This window comes from Liquorilactobacillus cacaonum DSM 21116 (assembly GCF_001436735.1).
In the GTDB taxonomy this organism is placed as follows: Bacteria; Bacillota; Bacilli; order Lactobacillales; family Lactobacillaceae; genus Liquorilactobacillus; species Liquorilactobacillus cacaonum.
In genome coordinates this window covers 327,063-343,973 of record NZ_AYZE01000008.1, presented here as the reverse complement: position 1 = coordinate 343,973, position 16,911 = coordinate 327,063, and the positions used below count along the sequence as shown (strand labels likewise).

Annotated in this window: 22 protein-coding genes; all 22 read left to right on the top strand. The window is 33.7% G+C overall.

Annotation, left to right across the window (positions count from 1 at the left end; translation table 11 throughout):
• Positions 1-4 precede the first annotated feature (4 nt).
• Positions 5-442: a flagellar export protein FliJ gene (gene fliJ, locus FC80_RS02980; RefSeq protein WP_057828667.1), complete on the top strand. Its 438-nt coding sequence runs from the start codon at positions 5-7 to the stop codon at positions 440-442.
• Positions 435-1,823: a flagellar hook-length control protein FliK gene (locus FC80_RS02975; protein ID WP_057828666.1), complete on the top strand. Its 1,389-nt coding sequence runs from the start codon at positions 435-437 to the stop codon at positions 1,821-1,823. The genes fliJ and FC80_RS02975 overlap by 8 nt, the downstream gene beginning before the upstream one ends.
• 13 nt (positions 1,824-1,836) lie before the next feature.
• Positions 1,837-2,274: a flagellar hook capping FlgD N-terminal domain-containing protein gene (locus tag FC80_RS02970; protein WP_057828665.1), complete on the top strand. Its 438-nt coding sequence runs from the start codon at positions 1,837-1,839 to the stop codon at positions 2,272-2,274.
• Entirely contained in the window at positions 2,258-2,626 is a 369-nt protein-coding gene (locus FC80_RS02965; protein ID WP_057828664.1) for a flagellar protein, read from the top strand. Before FC80_RS02970 ends, FC80_RS02965 begins: the two co-directional genes overlap by 17 nt.
• Before the next feature lie 76 nt (positions 2,627-2,702).
• The gene (locus FC80_RS02960) at positions 2,703-3,593 is read left to right on the top strand and encodes a flagellar hook-basal body complex protein (RefSeq protein ID WP_057828663.1); all 891 of its coding nucleotides are present in this window, start codon (positions 2,703-2,705) and stop codon (positions 3,591-3,593) included.
• A 36-nt stretch (positions 3,594-3,629) separates the two neighbouring features.
• A complete protein-coding gene (locus FC80_RS02955) occupies positions 3,630-3,848 on the top strand; it encodes a flagellar FlbD family protein (protein WP_057828662.1) in 219 nt (72 codons plus the stop codon).
• A gap of 10 nt (positions 3,849-3,858) precedes the next feature.
• A complete protein-coding gene (locus FC80_RS02950) occupies positions 3,859-4,350 on the top strand; it encodes a flagellar basal body-associated FliL family protein (RefSeq protein ID WP_057828661.1) in 492 nt (163 codons plus the stop codon).
• A 10-nt stretch (positions 4,351-4,360) separates the two neighbouring features.
• The gene (locus FC80_RS02945; RefSeq protein WP_057828660.1) at positions 4,361-4,726 is read left to right on the top strand and encodes a flagellar biosynthetic protein FliO; all 366 of its coding nucleotides are present in this window, start codon (positions 4,361-4,363) and stop codon (positions 4,724-4,726) included.
• Positions 4,727-4,743: 17 nt separating this feature from the next.
• Positions 4,744-5,493: a flagellar type III secretion system pore protein FliP gene (gene fliP / locus FC80_RS02940; protein ID WP_057828702.1), complete on the top strand. Its 750-nt coding sequence runs from the start codon at positions 4,744-4,746 to the stop codon at positions 5,491-5,493.
• 17 nt (positions 5,494-5,510) lie between these two features.
• Positions 5,511-5,774 (top strand): flagellar biosynthesis protein FliQ, encoded by a 264-nt coding sequence (gene fliQ / locus FC80_RS02935; RefSeq protein ID WP_057828659.1) that lies wholly within the window; start codon positions 5,511-5,513, stop codon positions 5,772-5,774.
• Between the two features lie 9 nt (positions 5,775-5,783).
• The gene (locus FC80_RS02930) at positions 5,784-6,536 is read left to right on the top strand and encodes a flagellar biosynthetic protein FliR (RefSeq protein WP_057828658.1); all 753 of its coding nucleotides are present in this window, start codon (positions 5,784-5,786) and stop codon (positions 6,534-6,536) included.
• A gap of 9 nt (positions 6,537-6,545) precedes the next feature.
• Positions 6,546-7,613, top strand: coding sequence for an EscU/YscU/HrcU family type III secretion system export apparatus switch protein (locus FC80_RS02925; protein WP_057828657.1), 1,068 nt, complete (start codon positions 6,546-6,548; stop codon positions 7,611-7,613).
• Positions 7,614-7,640: 27 nt separating this feature from the next.
• The gene (gene flhA, locus FC80_RS02920) at positions 7,641-9,716 is read left to right on the top strand and encodes a flagellar biosynthesis protein FlhA (protein WP_057828656.1); all 2,076 of its coding nucleotides are present in this window, start codon (positions 7,641-7,643) and stop codon (positions 9,714-9,716) included.
• Between the two features lie 30 nt (positions 9,717-9,746).
• On the top strand, positions 9,747-10,460 hold the full coding sequence (locus FC80_RS02915) for a sigma-70 family RNA polymerase sigma factor (RefSeq protein WP_057828655.1): 714 nt from the start codon (positions 9,747-9,749) through the stop codon (positions 10,458-10,460).
• The gene (locus FC80_RS02910; protein WP_057828654.1) at positions 10,457-11,161 is read left to right on the top strand and encodes a flagellar hook-basal body protein; all 705 of its coding nucleotides are present in this window, start codon (positions 10,457-10,459) and stop codon (positions 11,159-11,161) included. The genes FC80_RS02915 and FC80_RS02910 overlap by 4 nt, the downstream gene beginning before the upstream one ends.
• 11 nt (positions 11,162-11,172) lie before the next feature.
• Positions 11,173-11,940, top strand: coding sequence for a flagellar hook-basal body protein (locus FC80_RS02905; protein ID WP_057828653.1), 768 nt, complete (start codon positions 11,173-11,175; stop codon positions 11,938-11,940).
• 23 nt (positions 11,941-11,963) lie between these two features.
• The gene (locus tag FC80_RS02900; protein WP_057828652.1) at positions 11,964-12,677 is read left to right on the top strand and encodes a cell division ATP-binding protein FtsE; all 714 of its coding nucleotides are present in this window, start codon (positions 11,964-11,966) and stop codon (positions 12,675-12,677) included.
• A 118-nt stretch (positions 12,678-12,795) separates the two neighbouring features.
• A complete protein-coding gene (locus tag FC80_RS02895) occupies positions 12,796-14,106 on the top strand; it encodes a methyl-accepting chemotaxis protein (protein ID WP_057828651.1) in 1,311 nt (436 codons plus the stop codon).
• Positions 14,107-14,135: 29 nt separating this feature from the next.
• Positions 14,136-14,627, top strand: a complete 492-nt coding sequence (locus tag FC80_RS02890) for a chemotaxis protein CheW (RefSeq protein ID WP_057828650.1) — start codon at positions 14,136-14,138, stop codon at positions 14,625-14,627.
• On the top strand, positions 14,608-15,102 hold the full coding sequence (locus FC80_RS02885; RefSeq protein WP_057828649.1) for a chemotaxis protein CheD: 495 nt from the start codon (positions 14,608-14,610) through the stop codon (positions 15,100-15,102). The genes FC80_RS02890 and FC80_RS02885 overlap by 20 nt, the downstream gene beginning before the upstream one ends.
• Before the next feature lie 13 nt (positions 15,103-15,115).
• The gene (locus FC80_RS02880; protein WP_057828648.1) at positions 15,116-16,120 is read left to right on the top strand and encodes a protein-glutamate methylesterase/protein-glutamine glutaminase; all 1,005 of its coding nucleotides are present in this window, start codon (positions 15,116-15,118) and stop codon (positions 16,118-16,120) included.
• A 4-nt stretch (positions 16,121-16,124) separates the two neighbouring features.
• Positions 16,125-16,898 (top strand): CheR family methyltransferase, encoded by a 774-nt coding sequence (locus FC80_RS02875; RefSeq protein WP_057828647.1) that lies wholly within the window; start codon positions 16,125-16,127, stop codon positions 16,896-16,898.
• Positions 16,899-16,911: the final 13 nt, after the last annotated feature.

The following is a 16,911-nucleotide window of genomic DNA, read 5'->3' as shown; positions in this document are numbered from 1 at the left end:
AAAAATGGGGAAATTTAATTTTACATTAGAGAGATTGCTAGATTTTAGAAAAGAAAATGAAGATAGCATAAAGCAAGAGTACATGGAATTAGGCTTTGAGTTATCTTTAAAGAAAAAAAAGATTGATGAATTATTATCAGAAAAAAATAATCTGATGTATGCAACTGAATTAACAGTCGGAAGAATGCAGATTCAAAGGAATTATTTAGATGAAATAAATCTAAAAGTAAGTAATTTGCAATTAGAGGTGTTGGAATTACAGCAAAAGTTGACTGAGATATTAAAACGTTTAGTTGAAGCACAACAAGAGCGTAAGGTATTAGAAAAACTTAAGGTAAAACAACAAGATGAATTTGAAATAAGATTGGCACAAATAGAACAAAAGCAATTAGATGAGTTTGCAAATCTTAAAGCTTTGAAAGAAGGTGAAGTTTATGGATAATAATCTAATTGCTAGTCATCAAACAACTTCAAGAGCCACACTGGATTTGGAAAATATAGATAATACTAGTAGTGATGGGGCAGAAGACTCAACACAGTTTATTAACTTATTACAACAAAAGTTGAGCTGTGAATCAACGATGAATATTTTTAGTAATGCAAATTCTGATAATGAACACTTATCAGATAATAAAGAACAATCTGTTGATGAAAGTTCAAGTATAAATACGCAAATTGATGATGGTGAAGAACGGGCAAAAAAGAATTTCATAACTTTAGGTTCTGTGGAACAAGAAAAAGCAAAAGCGAATTTAAAGCAGGAGAAAAATCTAACTTTATCAGATTTAACCTTATCTTTTTTGCAACTTAGGCAAGTAAAGACTTCTGAATTTCTAAGTGGTAGTGAGAAGAAAAGTTTAGATGGAGTAACTATAAGTGAAAATGAGAACAGTTCAGAGTTACCAGATTCACAATTGACAGCTTTACCGACTGCTTTAGAAACTAATAACAATATTAATAAACTTGTTAAGAAGAATAACGATTCATTGAAGCTTAACCCTAAACTATCTATAAAGAACAAATTGGAAACAAATAGGTTGGCTGAAACAAATTTGCAAGCAGTTAACAATGAACAATCCTCTTTTCAAAGTGAAATAGGGAATGCCAATTTACGGAATTTAGATAGTATTCCAACAAATACTTCAGAATTAATTAAATCAAGTAATGTACAAGAAAAGTTAATGCCTGCAAATACAGGTGAAGGCATTAACTTAGTAGAAAAAAACAAAATTGATTTAATGAAGAGAGTTAACGATTCTGAACTAACTATGAAAGAAAATATAGTCCCAATAATAGAAAATAAGATTTCAGTGGGTGAACAAAGCGATTTTAAAGTAAAAATTAGTGATCTTACACCAACCATACCGAGTTCAACGGCTACAACTATTGTTAAAACGTTGCTAAGTGGAGAAACTAAACAAGTTACAGTTCATTTGGAACCAGAAAAGCTTGGAAAGATTGAAATTTCTTTGCAGTCGACATCAAGTGAAGCAAGTCTTAGTTTTAAATTATCATCAAGTCATGCTAAGGAACTTATTAGTGGTATATCAAATCAATTAGAACAAGTACTAAATAATCAGCTGACAACGGATAGGATGGTAACTGATGATAAGGTTGCAACTTATCATACGGCTATAAATGGTACGGAAGGAACACAGTTTTCATTTGGACAACATCAATTTGGACAGCAAAATCAAAATACACCTAAGACAAAATTTACTAATCAGTATCGTAATAACAAAATCAATCAAGATGAAGTAAGTATCAAAAAACAAGAAAGTCAGCAACAGAATGAAAAAAATATAATCAGCATTTTAGTGTAAGGGAGAAAATATTATGAGTTATGACTACACACAGGCTATTCCATCAGTTGGAATATCTACGGAATATAACGGCTCAACAAGCACAAGCAGCCTATCAATGAACGACTTCTTGAAGATTATGTCTGCTGCAATGCAAAATCCTTCAATGGACAGTGACTCTTCAAGTGGTAGTAGCAGTGGCACAGATTATGTCTCACAAATGGCACAGTTTGCTTCATTAGATCAGTTAAATAGTATTGGGAAAAATTTGACTACGACTGTTATGGGGATGCAACAAAACGAAGCTTTTTCATTATTAGGAAAGAATGTTCAATTGATAGATGGCGGCACAACGGTGAGCGGAAAAGTGGATAAGGTTAAGTTTTCAAATGGATATGCAACACTTGTCGTAAATGGAAATGAATACGAGATGGGTGCATTAACGGAAGTGGATAATGATACAACAAATTAATGGAATTAATAAGGGCTCTAATGGTATAAACAGCAATACTTATGTAAATAATTCTAGTGAAAATAACGCAGCTTTTTCAAAAATACTTGCAGATAAGCAAGACCAAGTGAAAATCTCAAAGCATGCACGGCAAAGATTGAGTGCACGTAATTTGGACCTGCAAAACAGTGATCTTTCACATATTGGGCAAGCTATGAATGAACTAGATGAAAAAGGTAGCAAGGATTCATTACTGTTATATAAAGATATGGGATTAATAGCAAATGTCCAAAATAGAACAATTATTACTGCAATGAATGTTAATGAGATAAACACAGTTACAAATATAGATAGTACAAAATTTGTAAAATAATAGGCTGGACCTTATCAGGAAGCCGAATGAAGCTCTCTGACTGATTGAGGAGAGTTACTTATAGGAGGAATTTTAAATGTTAAAATCACTTTATTCTGGTGTCAGTGGTATGAAAGGTTTTCAAACAAAGATGGACGTAATCGCAGATAATATTGCTAATGTAAATACAATGGGATTCAAATCAAGTCGTGTTATTTTTGAAGATTTAATGAGTCAAAATACGTCTACTGCATCAGCTGCATCAAATAATTTAGGTGGAACAAATGCGAAACAGGTCGGACTTGGAGTTCAATCTGGTTCGATAGATAAGGATACTTCAGCAGGATCACCCCAATCGACGGGACGGGCACTTGACTTTTATATAAATGGGGGTGGGTACTTCGTTGTGCAAAATGAAAATGGTGAAGATCTGTACACGAGAGATGGGGCTTTTTCCAGAGACAATCAAGGAAATTTGACGACGAGTGATGGATTTAAAGTCATGGGACGAGCAGCAACGACACCATTAACAGAATATACGGATGGAACTAATGTAGATAATGCACTCGCAGCTTCTGGAAGCTTATCTGCATTAACAATTCCAAGTACTATTACAGTCAATGGTCAGACACTTAATTACGATTCTGTCTCTGTTGACCAAAGTGGTCTTATTGTTGGTAAATACGGCAGCCAGAGTTTTGTGTTAGGTCAAGTCTCCATGGCAACCTTTAATAATAGTACAGGACTTGAAAATGTAGGTGGCAATAACTTTGCAGTTTCGTCAAACTCTGGTGCCGCTATTATATCAAATCCTGGTGATACAGGTACAGGAACTTTAATATCAGGGGAATTGGAAATGTCTAATGTTGATTTGTCCAGTGAGTTTACGGAGATGATTGTTGCAAATAGGGCATATCAAGCAAATGCAAAAACGATTACCACATCAGATGAAATGTTACAAACACTGATTAATTTGAAGCAATCATAATATTGACTGTTTGATTAATATTAAGGAGAACAAAAGTTGATTGAATTAGTTGGTCTAAATGGGAAATTTTTTTTGTTGAATGCAGATCTGATTTTCAAAATTGAAGAGACTCCAGATACAACAATCACTCTTATAGATGATAGAAATATAATTGTAAAGAATAGAGCAATTGAAATAAAGAAAAAAATAATCGAATATCGGAGAGAAATTCTCACGAATTCACAGAACTTAAACTCCATTAATAAGGAGAGGTAGATAATTATTCATGGCAAAAGAAAAAAGTGAGAAAAAAGGGAAAAAACTTATTTTGTGGGTGTTGATTTTGCTCATAGTGGCAACAAGTGGTGGAGTAGTTGCTACGATTGTCACACCTAAGATATTGGATGCGTTGAGTTCAAAGAAAACAACAGTTAAGCATCATTCAAAAACAATTGTTTCGGGGAAACAGGAAATTGTACCTGTTAAAAAATTTGTAATTAATTTAACTAGTGAAGATGGTTCGAATAGTACGCAGTATGCACAGATTACCTTATCATTTTTGGTAGCCAATTCTGAACAAAAAGCAAAAATCAAAAAAAATGTCGCAGTTGTTAGAGATAGCGTTATTAACGTTATTAGGCAAAAAAATGCAAGTAACATACTGGGCTCTTCGGATAGTTTAACAGGACTAAAAAATCAATTGCGCGATACTATCAATAAGGCGTATGGGGCAAAAATTATAGAAAATGTATTTATAACAGATTTAGTTATTCAATAGGAATGGGAAAATGGATATGTATATTACGATTTTAAGGACAATTATCTTTTTAATAATAATTATTTTCATGATTAATATTTGCTTGAAATATATGGGTAAATATACAAATCAGAGCAAGAAGAATTTTAGAGTCATTCAAAAAATATTAGTGAGTAAGACTTCTTCAATAGGGATAGTACAGATTATTGATACTTACTATGTTATGAGTTTTTCAGAAAGCCGTAATGAAATCTTGAAAGAATTGGATGAATATGAGGTGGCACAGCTATTAAATTCTTTAGGAAACCATGAAGGAAGTGGGAAAAATAAAGATTTCGGAAAAATTATGCAAGATATGAATGATAAGATTCAAGAGTTTAGTAAGAGGAAAAGATAATGAAAAAGAAAATTGCCATGGGGATAGTCGTAATTAATATCTGTTTTTGGAAACTATTTCTATCGCCAACTACTGTTTTGGCTATTAATACTAATGATATTACATCAACTGTTAATAATTTATTGAATAATAATTCTAGTTCTACAACTACGATTAATACTTTTATCTTACTGACGTTGTTATCGGTTGCCCCAATACTATTAGTGATGATGACATCTTTTACAAGAATTATAATGGTGCTTTCATTTGCAAGAAGTGCACTTGGAACACAGCAAAATCCACCTAATCAGGTTTTACTGGGGTTAGCGTTATTTCTAACATTTTTTACGATGCGACCAGTTTATATGGATATATATCAGGATGCAATTAAACCATATAATCAAAATCAAATAACGCAACAGCAAGTATTTGACCGATCAGAAAATAGAATAAAGGAATTTATGTACGGTCAGACAAGGAAAAAGGATATGCAGCTCTTTATTGATGTTTCTAAGGAGAAAGTCAATATTAAGAAATATAAGAAAATACCACTAACTATAATTACACCAGCATTTATTATTAGTGAGTTGCGAACAGCTTTCAGCATAGGATTTTTGCTATTTATCCCGTTCTTAATCATTGATATGGTGGTTTCTAGTATTCTGATGTCAATGGGGATGGTAATGCTATCACCAGTCATGATTTCATTGCCATTCAAAATACTGTTATTTGTACTTGTTGACGGTTGGTATTTACTGGTGGAGTCATTAATCAAGAGTTTTTATTAGGGAGTTAGGTAGATTTTATGACAATCGAAGTGGTTTTACAGGTTATTAGAGATGCTTTTATTAGGATTATTTTAATTTCAGGTCCAGCAGTAGGAATCGGTATGTTGGTAGGATTAATAATTAGTATCTTTCAAGCTACTACTCAAATTCAAGAGCAGACTTTGAGCTTTGTACCAAAATTGGTTGCTATTTTAATTACCTTAATTCTGGCAGGTAACTTTATGATTACAATTCTTCTTGAATTCACAAGAAATGTGTTCAAGATGATTTCAAAATTGTGAGGTGAACAAATGATTGTGATTCAAATAGGTGCGCTCTTAATGTGCAGGATAATGTCATTTCTAGCAATTTGTCCGATTTTTTCACAAAAGGGTTTCCCTAATTTCGCCAAGCTAGTTGTAGGAGGAAGTTTAGTAATCTCAGCTTATCCTGCAATTACAGAATATAAAGAAATCGCTAATACAGTACTGCTAGGTGAGGTTGCTATTAAAGAGGTTATTTTTGGATTAGCAATGGGATATCTAAGTCAACTCGTTTTTAGTGGGATTATGATGGCAGGACAGATGATTGATTTTCAAGTGGGTTTTTCTATGGCCCAAGCGTATGACACAATGACAGATGTTCAATCTGCGCAGTTTAGTAAACTATATTATTGGTTGACGATTTCCATATTTTTTATGCTTAATTTACAAAATCTTATGATTTATGGAATTATTAATTCCTTTAAAATTGTTCCGCTCGGAACTGAAAATATAAGTGGCGCATCGGTAGACGGGGTAGTGCAACTTTTTGAAAAGACAGTAGAGATGTCACTTAGTCTAGCAGCACCTATGGTAGTGGCTGTACTGATAATTGACATTTTGTTGGGAGTTATATCAAGATCAATTCCACAAATTAATATTCTAATGATGAGCCTTTCTATAAAAACGGTTGTTAGCATTCTAATATTTTTACTTGCCTTATCAAGTTTATCAAGCTTTTTGGGAAATAATCTTTCTGAAGGTATAGGAAATATGCTTGAATTTATAAAATCTGTAAAATAGGAGAACAAGATGGCCGATAAAGACGGGAAAACAGAAAAACCGACTCTTAAACGATTGAAAGATGCAAAGAAAAAAGGAGAGGTTCCTAAAACGCCGGAATTAAATACCGCAATTTCTTTATTGGCTTTTTCACTTGTTATTTTACCGTTATGGGAATTTCTTCTTAAAGAACTTCTACCATATTTAACACAGATGATCGAACAAATTGCTAATTTTAATGTAGAGATGAGTGATTTGCCTAGGGTAGCAGTACAGGCCGTTGTAATGATACTGATACTTACAAGTCCTTTCATGTTGATTAGCGTTTTTCTTGGTTCACTTATCAATATTTTACAGGTGGGATTGATATTTACCTGGAGGCCATTAAAGCCTGATTTTAAGAAGCTAAATCCGATTAATGGATTCAAACAAATGTTAGGTTTGAGATCACTAGTTAACATTGCAAAAACACTTGCAAAGTTAGGTATAATTATTTACCTATGCTATCAGCAATTTATGTCTGAAATTCCGACAATAATCAACTTAAATGATGTAGGTCTGCAAAAAATACTTTATTTTATTTTAGACCTTACCAGATCAGTAATTGAAAAGATTTCTTTTTTTTTGATAGTTGTTGCAATTTTTGACTACGGCTATCAAAGGTATACCCACCATAAAAATTTGAGAATGACAAAACAAGAAATCAAAGATGAATTTAAACAACAAGAAGGAGATCCAAAGGTAAAAGCACAAAGAAGGGCTAAGTATCAAGAAATGTCACGTAATGCAATTTCAAAGGTTAAAGAAGCGACAGTCATGATTACCAATCCGACACATTATGCAATTGCAATCAAGTATGATCCTCAAAAAGAGGGAATACCGTTACTTTTAGCCAAAGGAGCTGATGAATTAGCACAACGAATGAAGGCAGAGGGTAAGAAGATGCATGTGCCAATGATTGAAAATAGACCGGTCGCCAGGGCAATCTATGCTGAGGTTGAACCTGGTGAGTTTATACCAACAGAGATGTACGAATCAGTTGCTGCAATTATTGCACTAGTTTATCAGTTGGAAGAAAAAGAAAAAAATAAGATTTAGATTGAGTTTTGGGGGATAAGTAGATAAATGAGTAAAAAGAAGATTAAGAAAAAAAGGAATTTAAATTATGCTGATGTAATTGTTTCTTTTTTAGTGGTCAGTATTATTGGGTTAATAATAATACCTTTACCCGCCGTAGCATTAGACATACTGATTGTTATTAATTTAGCCGTTGCAATCAATATTTTACTTATTACGTTATTCACTAGAAGTGTTCTAGAATTTACCACCTTCCCAACGTTGTTGTTAATAACAACGATGTTTAAGCTTGGTTTAAATATGTCTTCTACACGGCTGATATTAACTGAAGGTAATGGTGGGAGTGTAATTGCAGCCTTTGCAAATGTTGTGGCGGGTAGTAATTATATTGTTGGGATTATTTTATTTATAATTATTATGGTTGTTCAGTTAGTAGTTGTGACTAATGGTGCTGGACGTGTCTCAGAGGTTTCAGCAAGATTTACACTTGATGCTATGCCGGGAAAACAGATGGCAATTGATTCGGATTTGAATTCAGGATTAGTAAATGAAGAACAGGCCAGAAGTCGCAGAAAAGACTTACAAAGAGAAGCTGATTTTTACGGTTCAATGGATGGTGCTAGTAAATTTGTCAAAGGCGATGCAATAGCTAGTATTATGATAACTTTGATAAATCTAATAGCTGGAACCATTATTTTTACTATGAAAGGTGATTTATCAATCACCGATGCGTTAGCACAATTCGGTAAGTTATCAATTGGAGATGGGTTGGTCAGTGCAATTCCATCATTATTGATTTCAATTGCTTCAGGTATTATAGTTACACGTTCAGATAACAACAGTTCTTTTGGATTAGATATCTCCGCCGATGTTGTAAGATATCCTATTTTGTTTAGGATTGTTGGTGTAATTTTACTAGTACTGTCGATAGTTCCAGGTTTTCCGTTCCTACCATTTTTAGTTATAGGAATTGGGATGTTTATTGCAAGTGTGGTTATTAGGCAAACGGAACAAAAAACAGCAATTAGAAAAAAAGAAGAAGAACAAAAGTTAGCAATGAAGCGTAAAAAGAAGGAACAAGAAGAAGATGAGTCGGTTTCTTCCTTTCAAGTTGAACCAATTGCAATTGAAATTGGTTATGGCTTGATTTCACTAGTGGATAGTACAGTAGACAACAGTTTGATGAGTAGAATTGTTGCTATACGTAAACAGACAGCTAGGGAGCTTGGAATTTTGGTACATCCAGTTAGGATAAGAGATAATCTATACCTCGAATCGAATGATTATTCAATTAAGATAAAAGGAAATGAAGTTGGGGCGGGGCAAATTTATGCAGATAAATTAATGATTATCAGCCCTGATGATGAACCTTTTCCATTTAAGGGAATTCCAACAAAAGAACCAGCATTCAGTATTGATGCAATGTGGATTGATCAAAAGGACAAAGAAGCTGCTGAAATACAAGGATTTACAATTATTGAGCCTTTAACAGTAATTGCAACACACTTAAAAGAAATAATCTTTGGGAATGCACCAGAATTACTTGGCAGACAAGAAGTTCAGAAGTTATTAGAAGGAATAAAAGATGAAAATAATGTTGTAATAGATGAACTAATTCCAGATGTTTTACGATTGGGAGAAGTTGAGAAAGTCTTACAGAATCTATTGGGAGAAAAGATACCAATTAATGACTTAGCAACGATTCTAGAAACTTTAGCTGACTTTGGCTCAGTTACAAAAGATACAGAGGTGCTGACTGAATATGTAAGACAGGCATTGAGAAGAACAATTGCCACTAAGTATGCGGATGATCAAAAAAATATTAAGGTAGTAACAGTCCATCCCAAAGTTGAAGAATTGATTACACAAAGTATTCAAAAAACAGCAACTGGATCCTATCCGGTATTGAAACCAGATTCCGTTAATCAAATTCTAGAGGCTATTAATCGAGTACAACAAGATTTTGTACTTAAAAATATCGAATTTGTAATATTGACCTCTCCTAAAATTAGGCTTGCTTTTCGGAAGTTAGTTTCTTTTAACTTTCCTAATCTGTCAATTTTATCTTTGAATGAAGTGCCTAATGAAATTTCGATTGAGACTGTAGGAACAATTAACATTTAAAAATTTTGATGAAGGGAGTATGGAGCTAATATGTATGGAGCTGGTCCTGAAGATGAAATTTTGAAGTATCTTCCTTTGGTTGGAAAAGTTGCTAAAAGAGTTCCAATTAATAGTACAGAGTATGAGTATAGCGATTACTATAATATTGGTGTGATAGGTTTGATCGATGCTTTGCATAGGTTTGATGTTACTAAGAAGGTCCCATTTGAGAGCTACGCAGCAATTAGAATTAGAGGCGCAATTATTGATGAAGTTAGGAAACATTCAAAAATCTCAAGATATAAGATGGTTGCTATCAATGATTTTTATAAAGCAAAACAAACGCTTGAACAAGATCTGAAAAGAGAGGTCACTGATGGTGAAATCAGTGGAAAAATGGGGATTTCCAGTACACAATTGAATGAAATCTATGAGAATATTCATTATTTAGCCGGTATCTCTCTTGAGGGAACCATTTTTACAACAGACGGAGAAAGTAGAGTTTCTTTAGGAGATATAATTCCTGACCAAGCTGGAACTAATGCGGAACAGAAATTGATTGGAGAAGAACGAGGAGAAGTCCTTGCAAAATGCATAAAGAAATTAAATGAACGTGAACAGTTAATTCTAAGTTTGTACTATAAAGAAGAAGTAACTTTAAAGGAAATTGCAGCTATTTTGGATATTTCAATAGCGAGAGTTTCTCAAATTCATGGGAAGATAATTGCAAAGCTAAAGCTGTCAATGGAGGAAGAATTGTCATGATAAGAGGATTGGATACAATAGAACAAAGTCTAGATGTTTTACTCAAAAGGCAAGAAAGTACTAGTGGGAACATTGCTAATGTTAATACGACAGGTTACCAGGCAAAACAGTTATTCCAATCAACATTGAAAGAAGTTCAGTTTGAGAATCATCAAGGAGGCTCAGCAGTTTCCGAACGCCAAAACATTGGTAGCTTTACATTTGGTAATGCAATCGATGGATCATATATAGATAGTAGCAAAGGAACAATGAAAGAAACTGGAAGAGCTACAGATTTTGCAATCAATAGCGATGGATATTTTACGATTAGATTGAACGATGGCTCACTTGCCTATACTAGAAATGGAAATTTTAAACTTAATGATCAAAATCAGTATATTACACAAGAAGGTTATCAAGTTGTTGGAGCAAATGGGCAGGTGGTCACAGCTAGCGATAGCCCATCGTTTAGAATAGCAAGTATTCCTAACGAACAACAGATGACAGATACAGGAAATGGTTACTATACAACTACTCAAAATATTCAACTCAATACGAACCCTAATGTGATGCAGGGTTACTTGGAACAATCGAATGTTTCGATGTCAGATGAAATGGTAACGTTAATGCAGACAGGGAGAGAATTTGAAGCTAATCAAAAGGTTTTGAGTTCAACAAACGAAACGCTAGATAAGGCAGTCAATAGCTTAGGAAAGGTCTAAGGGTTAAGTAGATGAATATCTCAGTCATTTTTGCAATTAATAAGTCTGGAATGAATGGCTTACAAAATAATATGGATAATATTGCAAATAATATTGCAAATTCAGATACGGTTGGGTATAAAAGCAACGATACAACATTTCAAGAGCTAGTTAATAATCAAACAACAACAGCAGAAGTTAATTTAACTTCTGGTACAAAGCTAGGGTTAAATACTGGCGTAGCAGTTAATGGGGAATCAATTAATTTCGTACAAGGTAGCCTACAACAAACTGGAATTACAAATGATTTTGCAATTCAAGGACAGGGGTTCTTTGGTACATATAACCAAGATGGGGAACTCTTATTAACAAGAGATGGTAGTTTTAAGCGAGACAACGCAGGACAATTGGTAAATGCAAATGGGGATAAGGTAGCAGTTGATACAACCATTCCAGAGGAAAACTGGCCGAGTGGGACATTGAGTGTTACTAGTGACGGTACTATAAACATAGTAAATAATGGAAATAGCACGTCAGTGGGTAAACTAAGAATATATTTGCCTCAAAATAACGAGGACTTAGTAAGCGCCGGGAATAATAATTATACTGTTACAAATAATGACCGTTTGCAGGTGATGACAAATGCAAATATCAAACAAGGATACTTAGAAACGTCAACTGTTGATTTAGCAAGCTCTATGACAGATATGATTGCAACACAAAGGGCATATCAGTTGAATGCTAAAGCACTTCAATCGACTGATGATATGTTTGAAGTGATTAACCGGTTAGCTGACTAACATTTCAAGAGGTGAAACATCAATTGATAGATGTAAGAAAGGTTTCAAAGAAATATAAAGGTAATGTATATGCTTTAAAAAACATTAACTTTTCAGTTAAACAAGGCGAATTTGTTTATGTAATTGGTGCTAGTGGGGCAGGTAAATCAACCTTATTAAAGTTCTTGTATCGTGAAGAGGAGCAGACTTTTGGCAGTATTAAGATAGGAAACACTTTAGTGAGTCGTATTAATCATAAGCAACTCTACCTCTTAAGAAGAAAACTGGGGGTTGTAATGCAAAAAGATTTATTCTTGTCAGACCGTACTGTTTTTGAAAATATCGCAGTGAGTATTGAAGCAGTAAGTGCTGCTAAAAGTAATGAAATAGCTCTTAGAACAAATGATGTATTAGAAGTTGTGGGAATGGTTGGTATGAATGACAGAAAGATTAATGAACTATCAATTGGACAGCAAAAGAGGGTAGCGATTGCTAGGGCAATTGTTAACTATCCGACAATTGTCATAGCTGATGAACCGACTGCAAACTTGGATGCAAAAGCTGCATTAGAGATAATGAAGCTTTTTTTTAAGATTAATAGCATGGGAACGACAATTATTATGGCAACACATGATAGTACTATGGTAAATACAGTTCGTGAACGGGTACTTGAATTAAATCATGGAGAATTAATTAGAGATGAACAAGAGGGGGGGTATACAAGGTACCCCGATAATAAAGACGTTTATATCTGGTGATGAAGTCTTAATAGTTTTGATAAATTTCCGATATGAGAGTCATAGAGTTGTGTGAGTTTTCGACTAATCTTACTCAAACCTAAATATATGTTGTTCATGTCGGAAGGGGTATTAAATAATGTCCAGGAAAAATTTAAAGAAAGTTCCGAAAAGAACTGTAAAGTTCAGAATAAGGTTCTTGACACCAGTTATTTTCACATTTTTTGTGCTTGTTATCGCCTATTTAATGTTGATCAGTGGAAGTAGCGATAATGCAATGAGAACTAAGTTTTTTATTTTTGCAGTAGTTGTATTAGTGGTGCATCTAGTTTTATGTACTGTTTTGAATTATCTTTCAGCGAACCCTTATAAGAAAGATTTGGAGTATATACATCAAAAAATTAATCTGCTAGTTTCAGGAGATTTGTCTAGTTTAGATGACTTGACCCCAGCCAAAAAAGATGATCCACTAATTTTTAAAATAAAAGAGGATGTACACAGCTTTGCAAATGCCTTTATGGCCGTAATTGTTGGTATGAAAAGTGAGAGTACTAAAATGAGTGGCATGGCTCTGAATCTAGGTACAATTTTAGCAAATGCCAATAACTCTGTTGCTGGGGTTAAAGCAACAATGGAAAATATTTCCGAAGCGTCTGGCTCACAAGCAGCAGAGGCAGAGCAGACTGCTAATGATATGCAAGAGCTTTCTAATAAGATTGAAAAAATATATAGTGAAATTGAATTAATGAATGAATATATCGAAGATTCAAAGAAGAAGAATACAAGTAATTCGACAATGATGGTCCAAGTATCAAGTAACTGGGAAAAAGAACGGAAGACGCAAGCACAACTAGTTACGGAAATGGATGAGATGAATAAGGATATTCAGAGTATCGGTAACATTGTCGCATTAATCACAGATATTTCTGAACAGACAAATTTATTAGCCCTTAATGCTTCAATTGAAGCAGCAAGAGCAGGAGAAGCAGGCAGAGGATTTGCAATTGTTGCTGAAGAAGTTCGAAGTCTTGCTGAACAAAGTAGTGAATCAACAAAAAACATAAGAGAAATAATTACCCTAATTAGAAATAAATCTGAGCATATGGCACTTGCATTGAATACCTCATATGAAAGTAGTGAACAACAAACTGACTACATCGGTAAAATAAGTGATTCGACTAGGAAAAATTCAGTTTTGATTAAAAAATTTATTGATAGTATTCAGAAGATTGAGAAAAATGTAGCAGCATTAATCGAAGAAAAAAATATGGTTGGAAATTCGGTAGAAAATATTTCTTCAGCTATTTCGGATACATCAGTAGGAACACAAAAAGTAACTTCAAATATCGAAGAGCTTCAGTTAAATGTTAAGGAATTTGAGGAAAAAGTTGAAGAAATTGAAAATATTGCAAATGTTCTAAAATTTCAAGTTGATAGTTTTAAACTTTGAAAAGGTTAATTTGAAGGAGAGGACTTTAGATGTTGGATCAGTATATTGTATTTAAAAGTCATGAACAAATGTTTGCACTGCCAGTCAGCATAGTTAGAAGGGTAATTGAAATTCCAAAGTTGATAGTTCTTCCTGAGGTGCCTGAATATGTCCTAGGTGCAGTTGAGTATAACAATACAATGGCACCTATTATTGATTTGAAAAATAAACTATTTGGTGAAAAAATCGAAGATAGGACAAATTCTAAGGTAATCCTATGTAACTGGCAAGACAGTTCATTAGGATTGCTGATTGAGGAAATTGTGGCAATTACAGAGTTGACAGAGACAGAGTATGAGGCAGAAATAGAAAGAGCAAACCTCAAAAGAAGTTATGTAGATAAGTTCTTGAAAATTAAGGAAGATATTGTAATTTCAATTAATTTAAGCTACCTCTTTGATAATAAGCAAGATAATCAAATAAGGGATGCGCTTGAAAAAACTGCAGTAGAAGGTAGTTTTGATGATAGCGCTAGAGAATGAAATAAAAGTTGGAATTGCAGAGTATAAGCTAGGAACAAATACTGAAAAATTAATAACTATTGGTCTTGGATCTTGTGTAGGTACAGTCATTTATGATAAGAAGAAAAAAATCGGGGGACTAAGTCATATAATGCTTCCTGATAGCGGACCATTTGAAAATAAAGGGACATTAAATAATGCTAAATTTGCAAATTTGGCAATTCCAGAAATGGTGACTCAAATTAAAAAAAAATCACCTAATGCAGTTTTAGCTGCGAAAATTGTCGGTGGAGCTAATATGTTTAATTTTATCAATGGATCAGGATTAAGCATCGGGGAACGTAATGTTATAGCTGTCAAAAATTCTTTAGCTAGTTTGAATATACCAATAATCTCAGAACACGTCGGAGGAAACAGTGGGAGAACAATGATAGTCGATTTGAATAGCTTCAAAACGACGGTTCGAATTGTAAACCACGAAATAGTATATATATAGAAAGACGAATTTTATGAATATTTTAGTTGTTGATGATTCAGCATTTATGCGAAAAGTAGTTACAGATATCGTTGAAGAACAGACTGACTTGCATGTGGCAGATACTGCCCGAAATGGTAAACAAGCAGTCGAAATGATTAATCAAAATAATTATGATTTGGTGCTGATGGACATTGAGATGCCAACAATGAATGGGTTGGAAGCACTGAAAATAATTCGACGAACAAATGATGTCCCAGTAATTATTTTGAGTGCATTAAGTAAAAAAGAAAATACAATTGAGGCTTTAGCTAAAGGTGCTACTGATTTTATCGAAAAACCAAATAACCTACTGAATTTGGAGAATAGTTGGTTGGAAGAGTTCTTGACAAAAATCAGAGGAATTAATAGTGGGATAAGAAGTGATCCGGCCAGTGGAGTTAATCCTTTTGTGAGTAAAAGAAAAGTAGAAAATGATTTTAGTACTCTGAGAGCTGTAGTGATTGGTGCATCAACAGGAGGCCCTAAGACATTACTGAAAATAATTCAATCACTAAATACTACTACGAGGATACCGATATTAATTGTTCAACATATGCCTAAGGGATTTACAACTTCGTTTGCTGAACGATTAAATATGGGAAGCAAAAGTGAAGTGGTTGAGGCAAAAGATGGGATGAAAATTGAATCCAAGATATATATTGCTCCAGGTGACTTTCATATGGTGGTGAGAAACGGCAAAATATCTTTAAATCAAGGACCTAAGCAAAATGGAACAAGGCCGGCAGTTGATAATTTGTTTATCTCAGCTGCAGATACTTATAAAAGCCAACTTGCTGGTATCATTCTGACTGGTATGGGGAAAGACGGAACAATTGGTATGAGTAGAATTAAAAATTTTGGAGGCTATACAGTCTCACAAGATGAGCAGAGCAGTGTTATTTTTGGGATGCCACGTAGCGTAATCGAGGCGGGTGTCGTTGATGAAGTTCTAAGTTTGGATGAAATAAGCCAAAGATTGCAACAAATGATTGGGTGAGATGATGGAACAGAATTTTATTTTCTTCAATAAATGGGTATTAGAGCATGTAGGAATTGATTTGAATAACTACAAAGATCAACAAATGCAACGTAGAATAACAAATATTATGAATTCTTCAGGAGCTAAAACAATCGAGGATTATGCGCTTATTCTTGAAAAAGATCGAGATGCGTATAATGCATTTGTAAAGCACATAACAATTAATGTCACAGACTTTTTCAGAAACAAAGAAATATTTGAATTATTCGAAAATTGCTTTTTGCAAAATGTTGTTCCTAATTTTGATCATATAAAAATGTGGAGTGCTGCTTGTTCAACGGGTGCGGAGCCGTATTCTTTAGCAATGATTTTAGATAGAAATAAAGTAAGAAATACCAACATTATTGCAACAGATATCGATGATAATATTCTTGCAAGAGCTAAGCAAGGCAAATATACAAAAACTGAGTTAACGAATATAGCACAGGCTGATTTAATAAAATATTTTAGTGAGATAGATACTGATAAATATGTTGTAAAAGATGAAATAAAAAAATTTGTGTCTTTTGAAAAACAAGATTTATTAGGGAGTCGATATCCGAAAGATGTTCAAGTAATAGTGTGCCGGAATGTTACTATTTATTTTAAATTAGAGGCGCGTGACGAAGTTTATCGAAAGTTTAGTGAGTCTCTTAGTAAAGGTGGTTTGTTATTTACTGGAGCAACGGAAACAATTAATGAGCCTAGTAAATTTAATCTTGAAAAAGTTGAGACTTTTATATATAGGAAAATCTAATATGGAAGGAGAT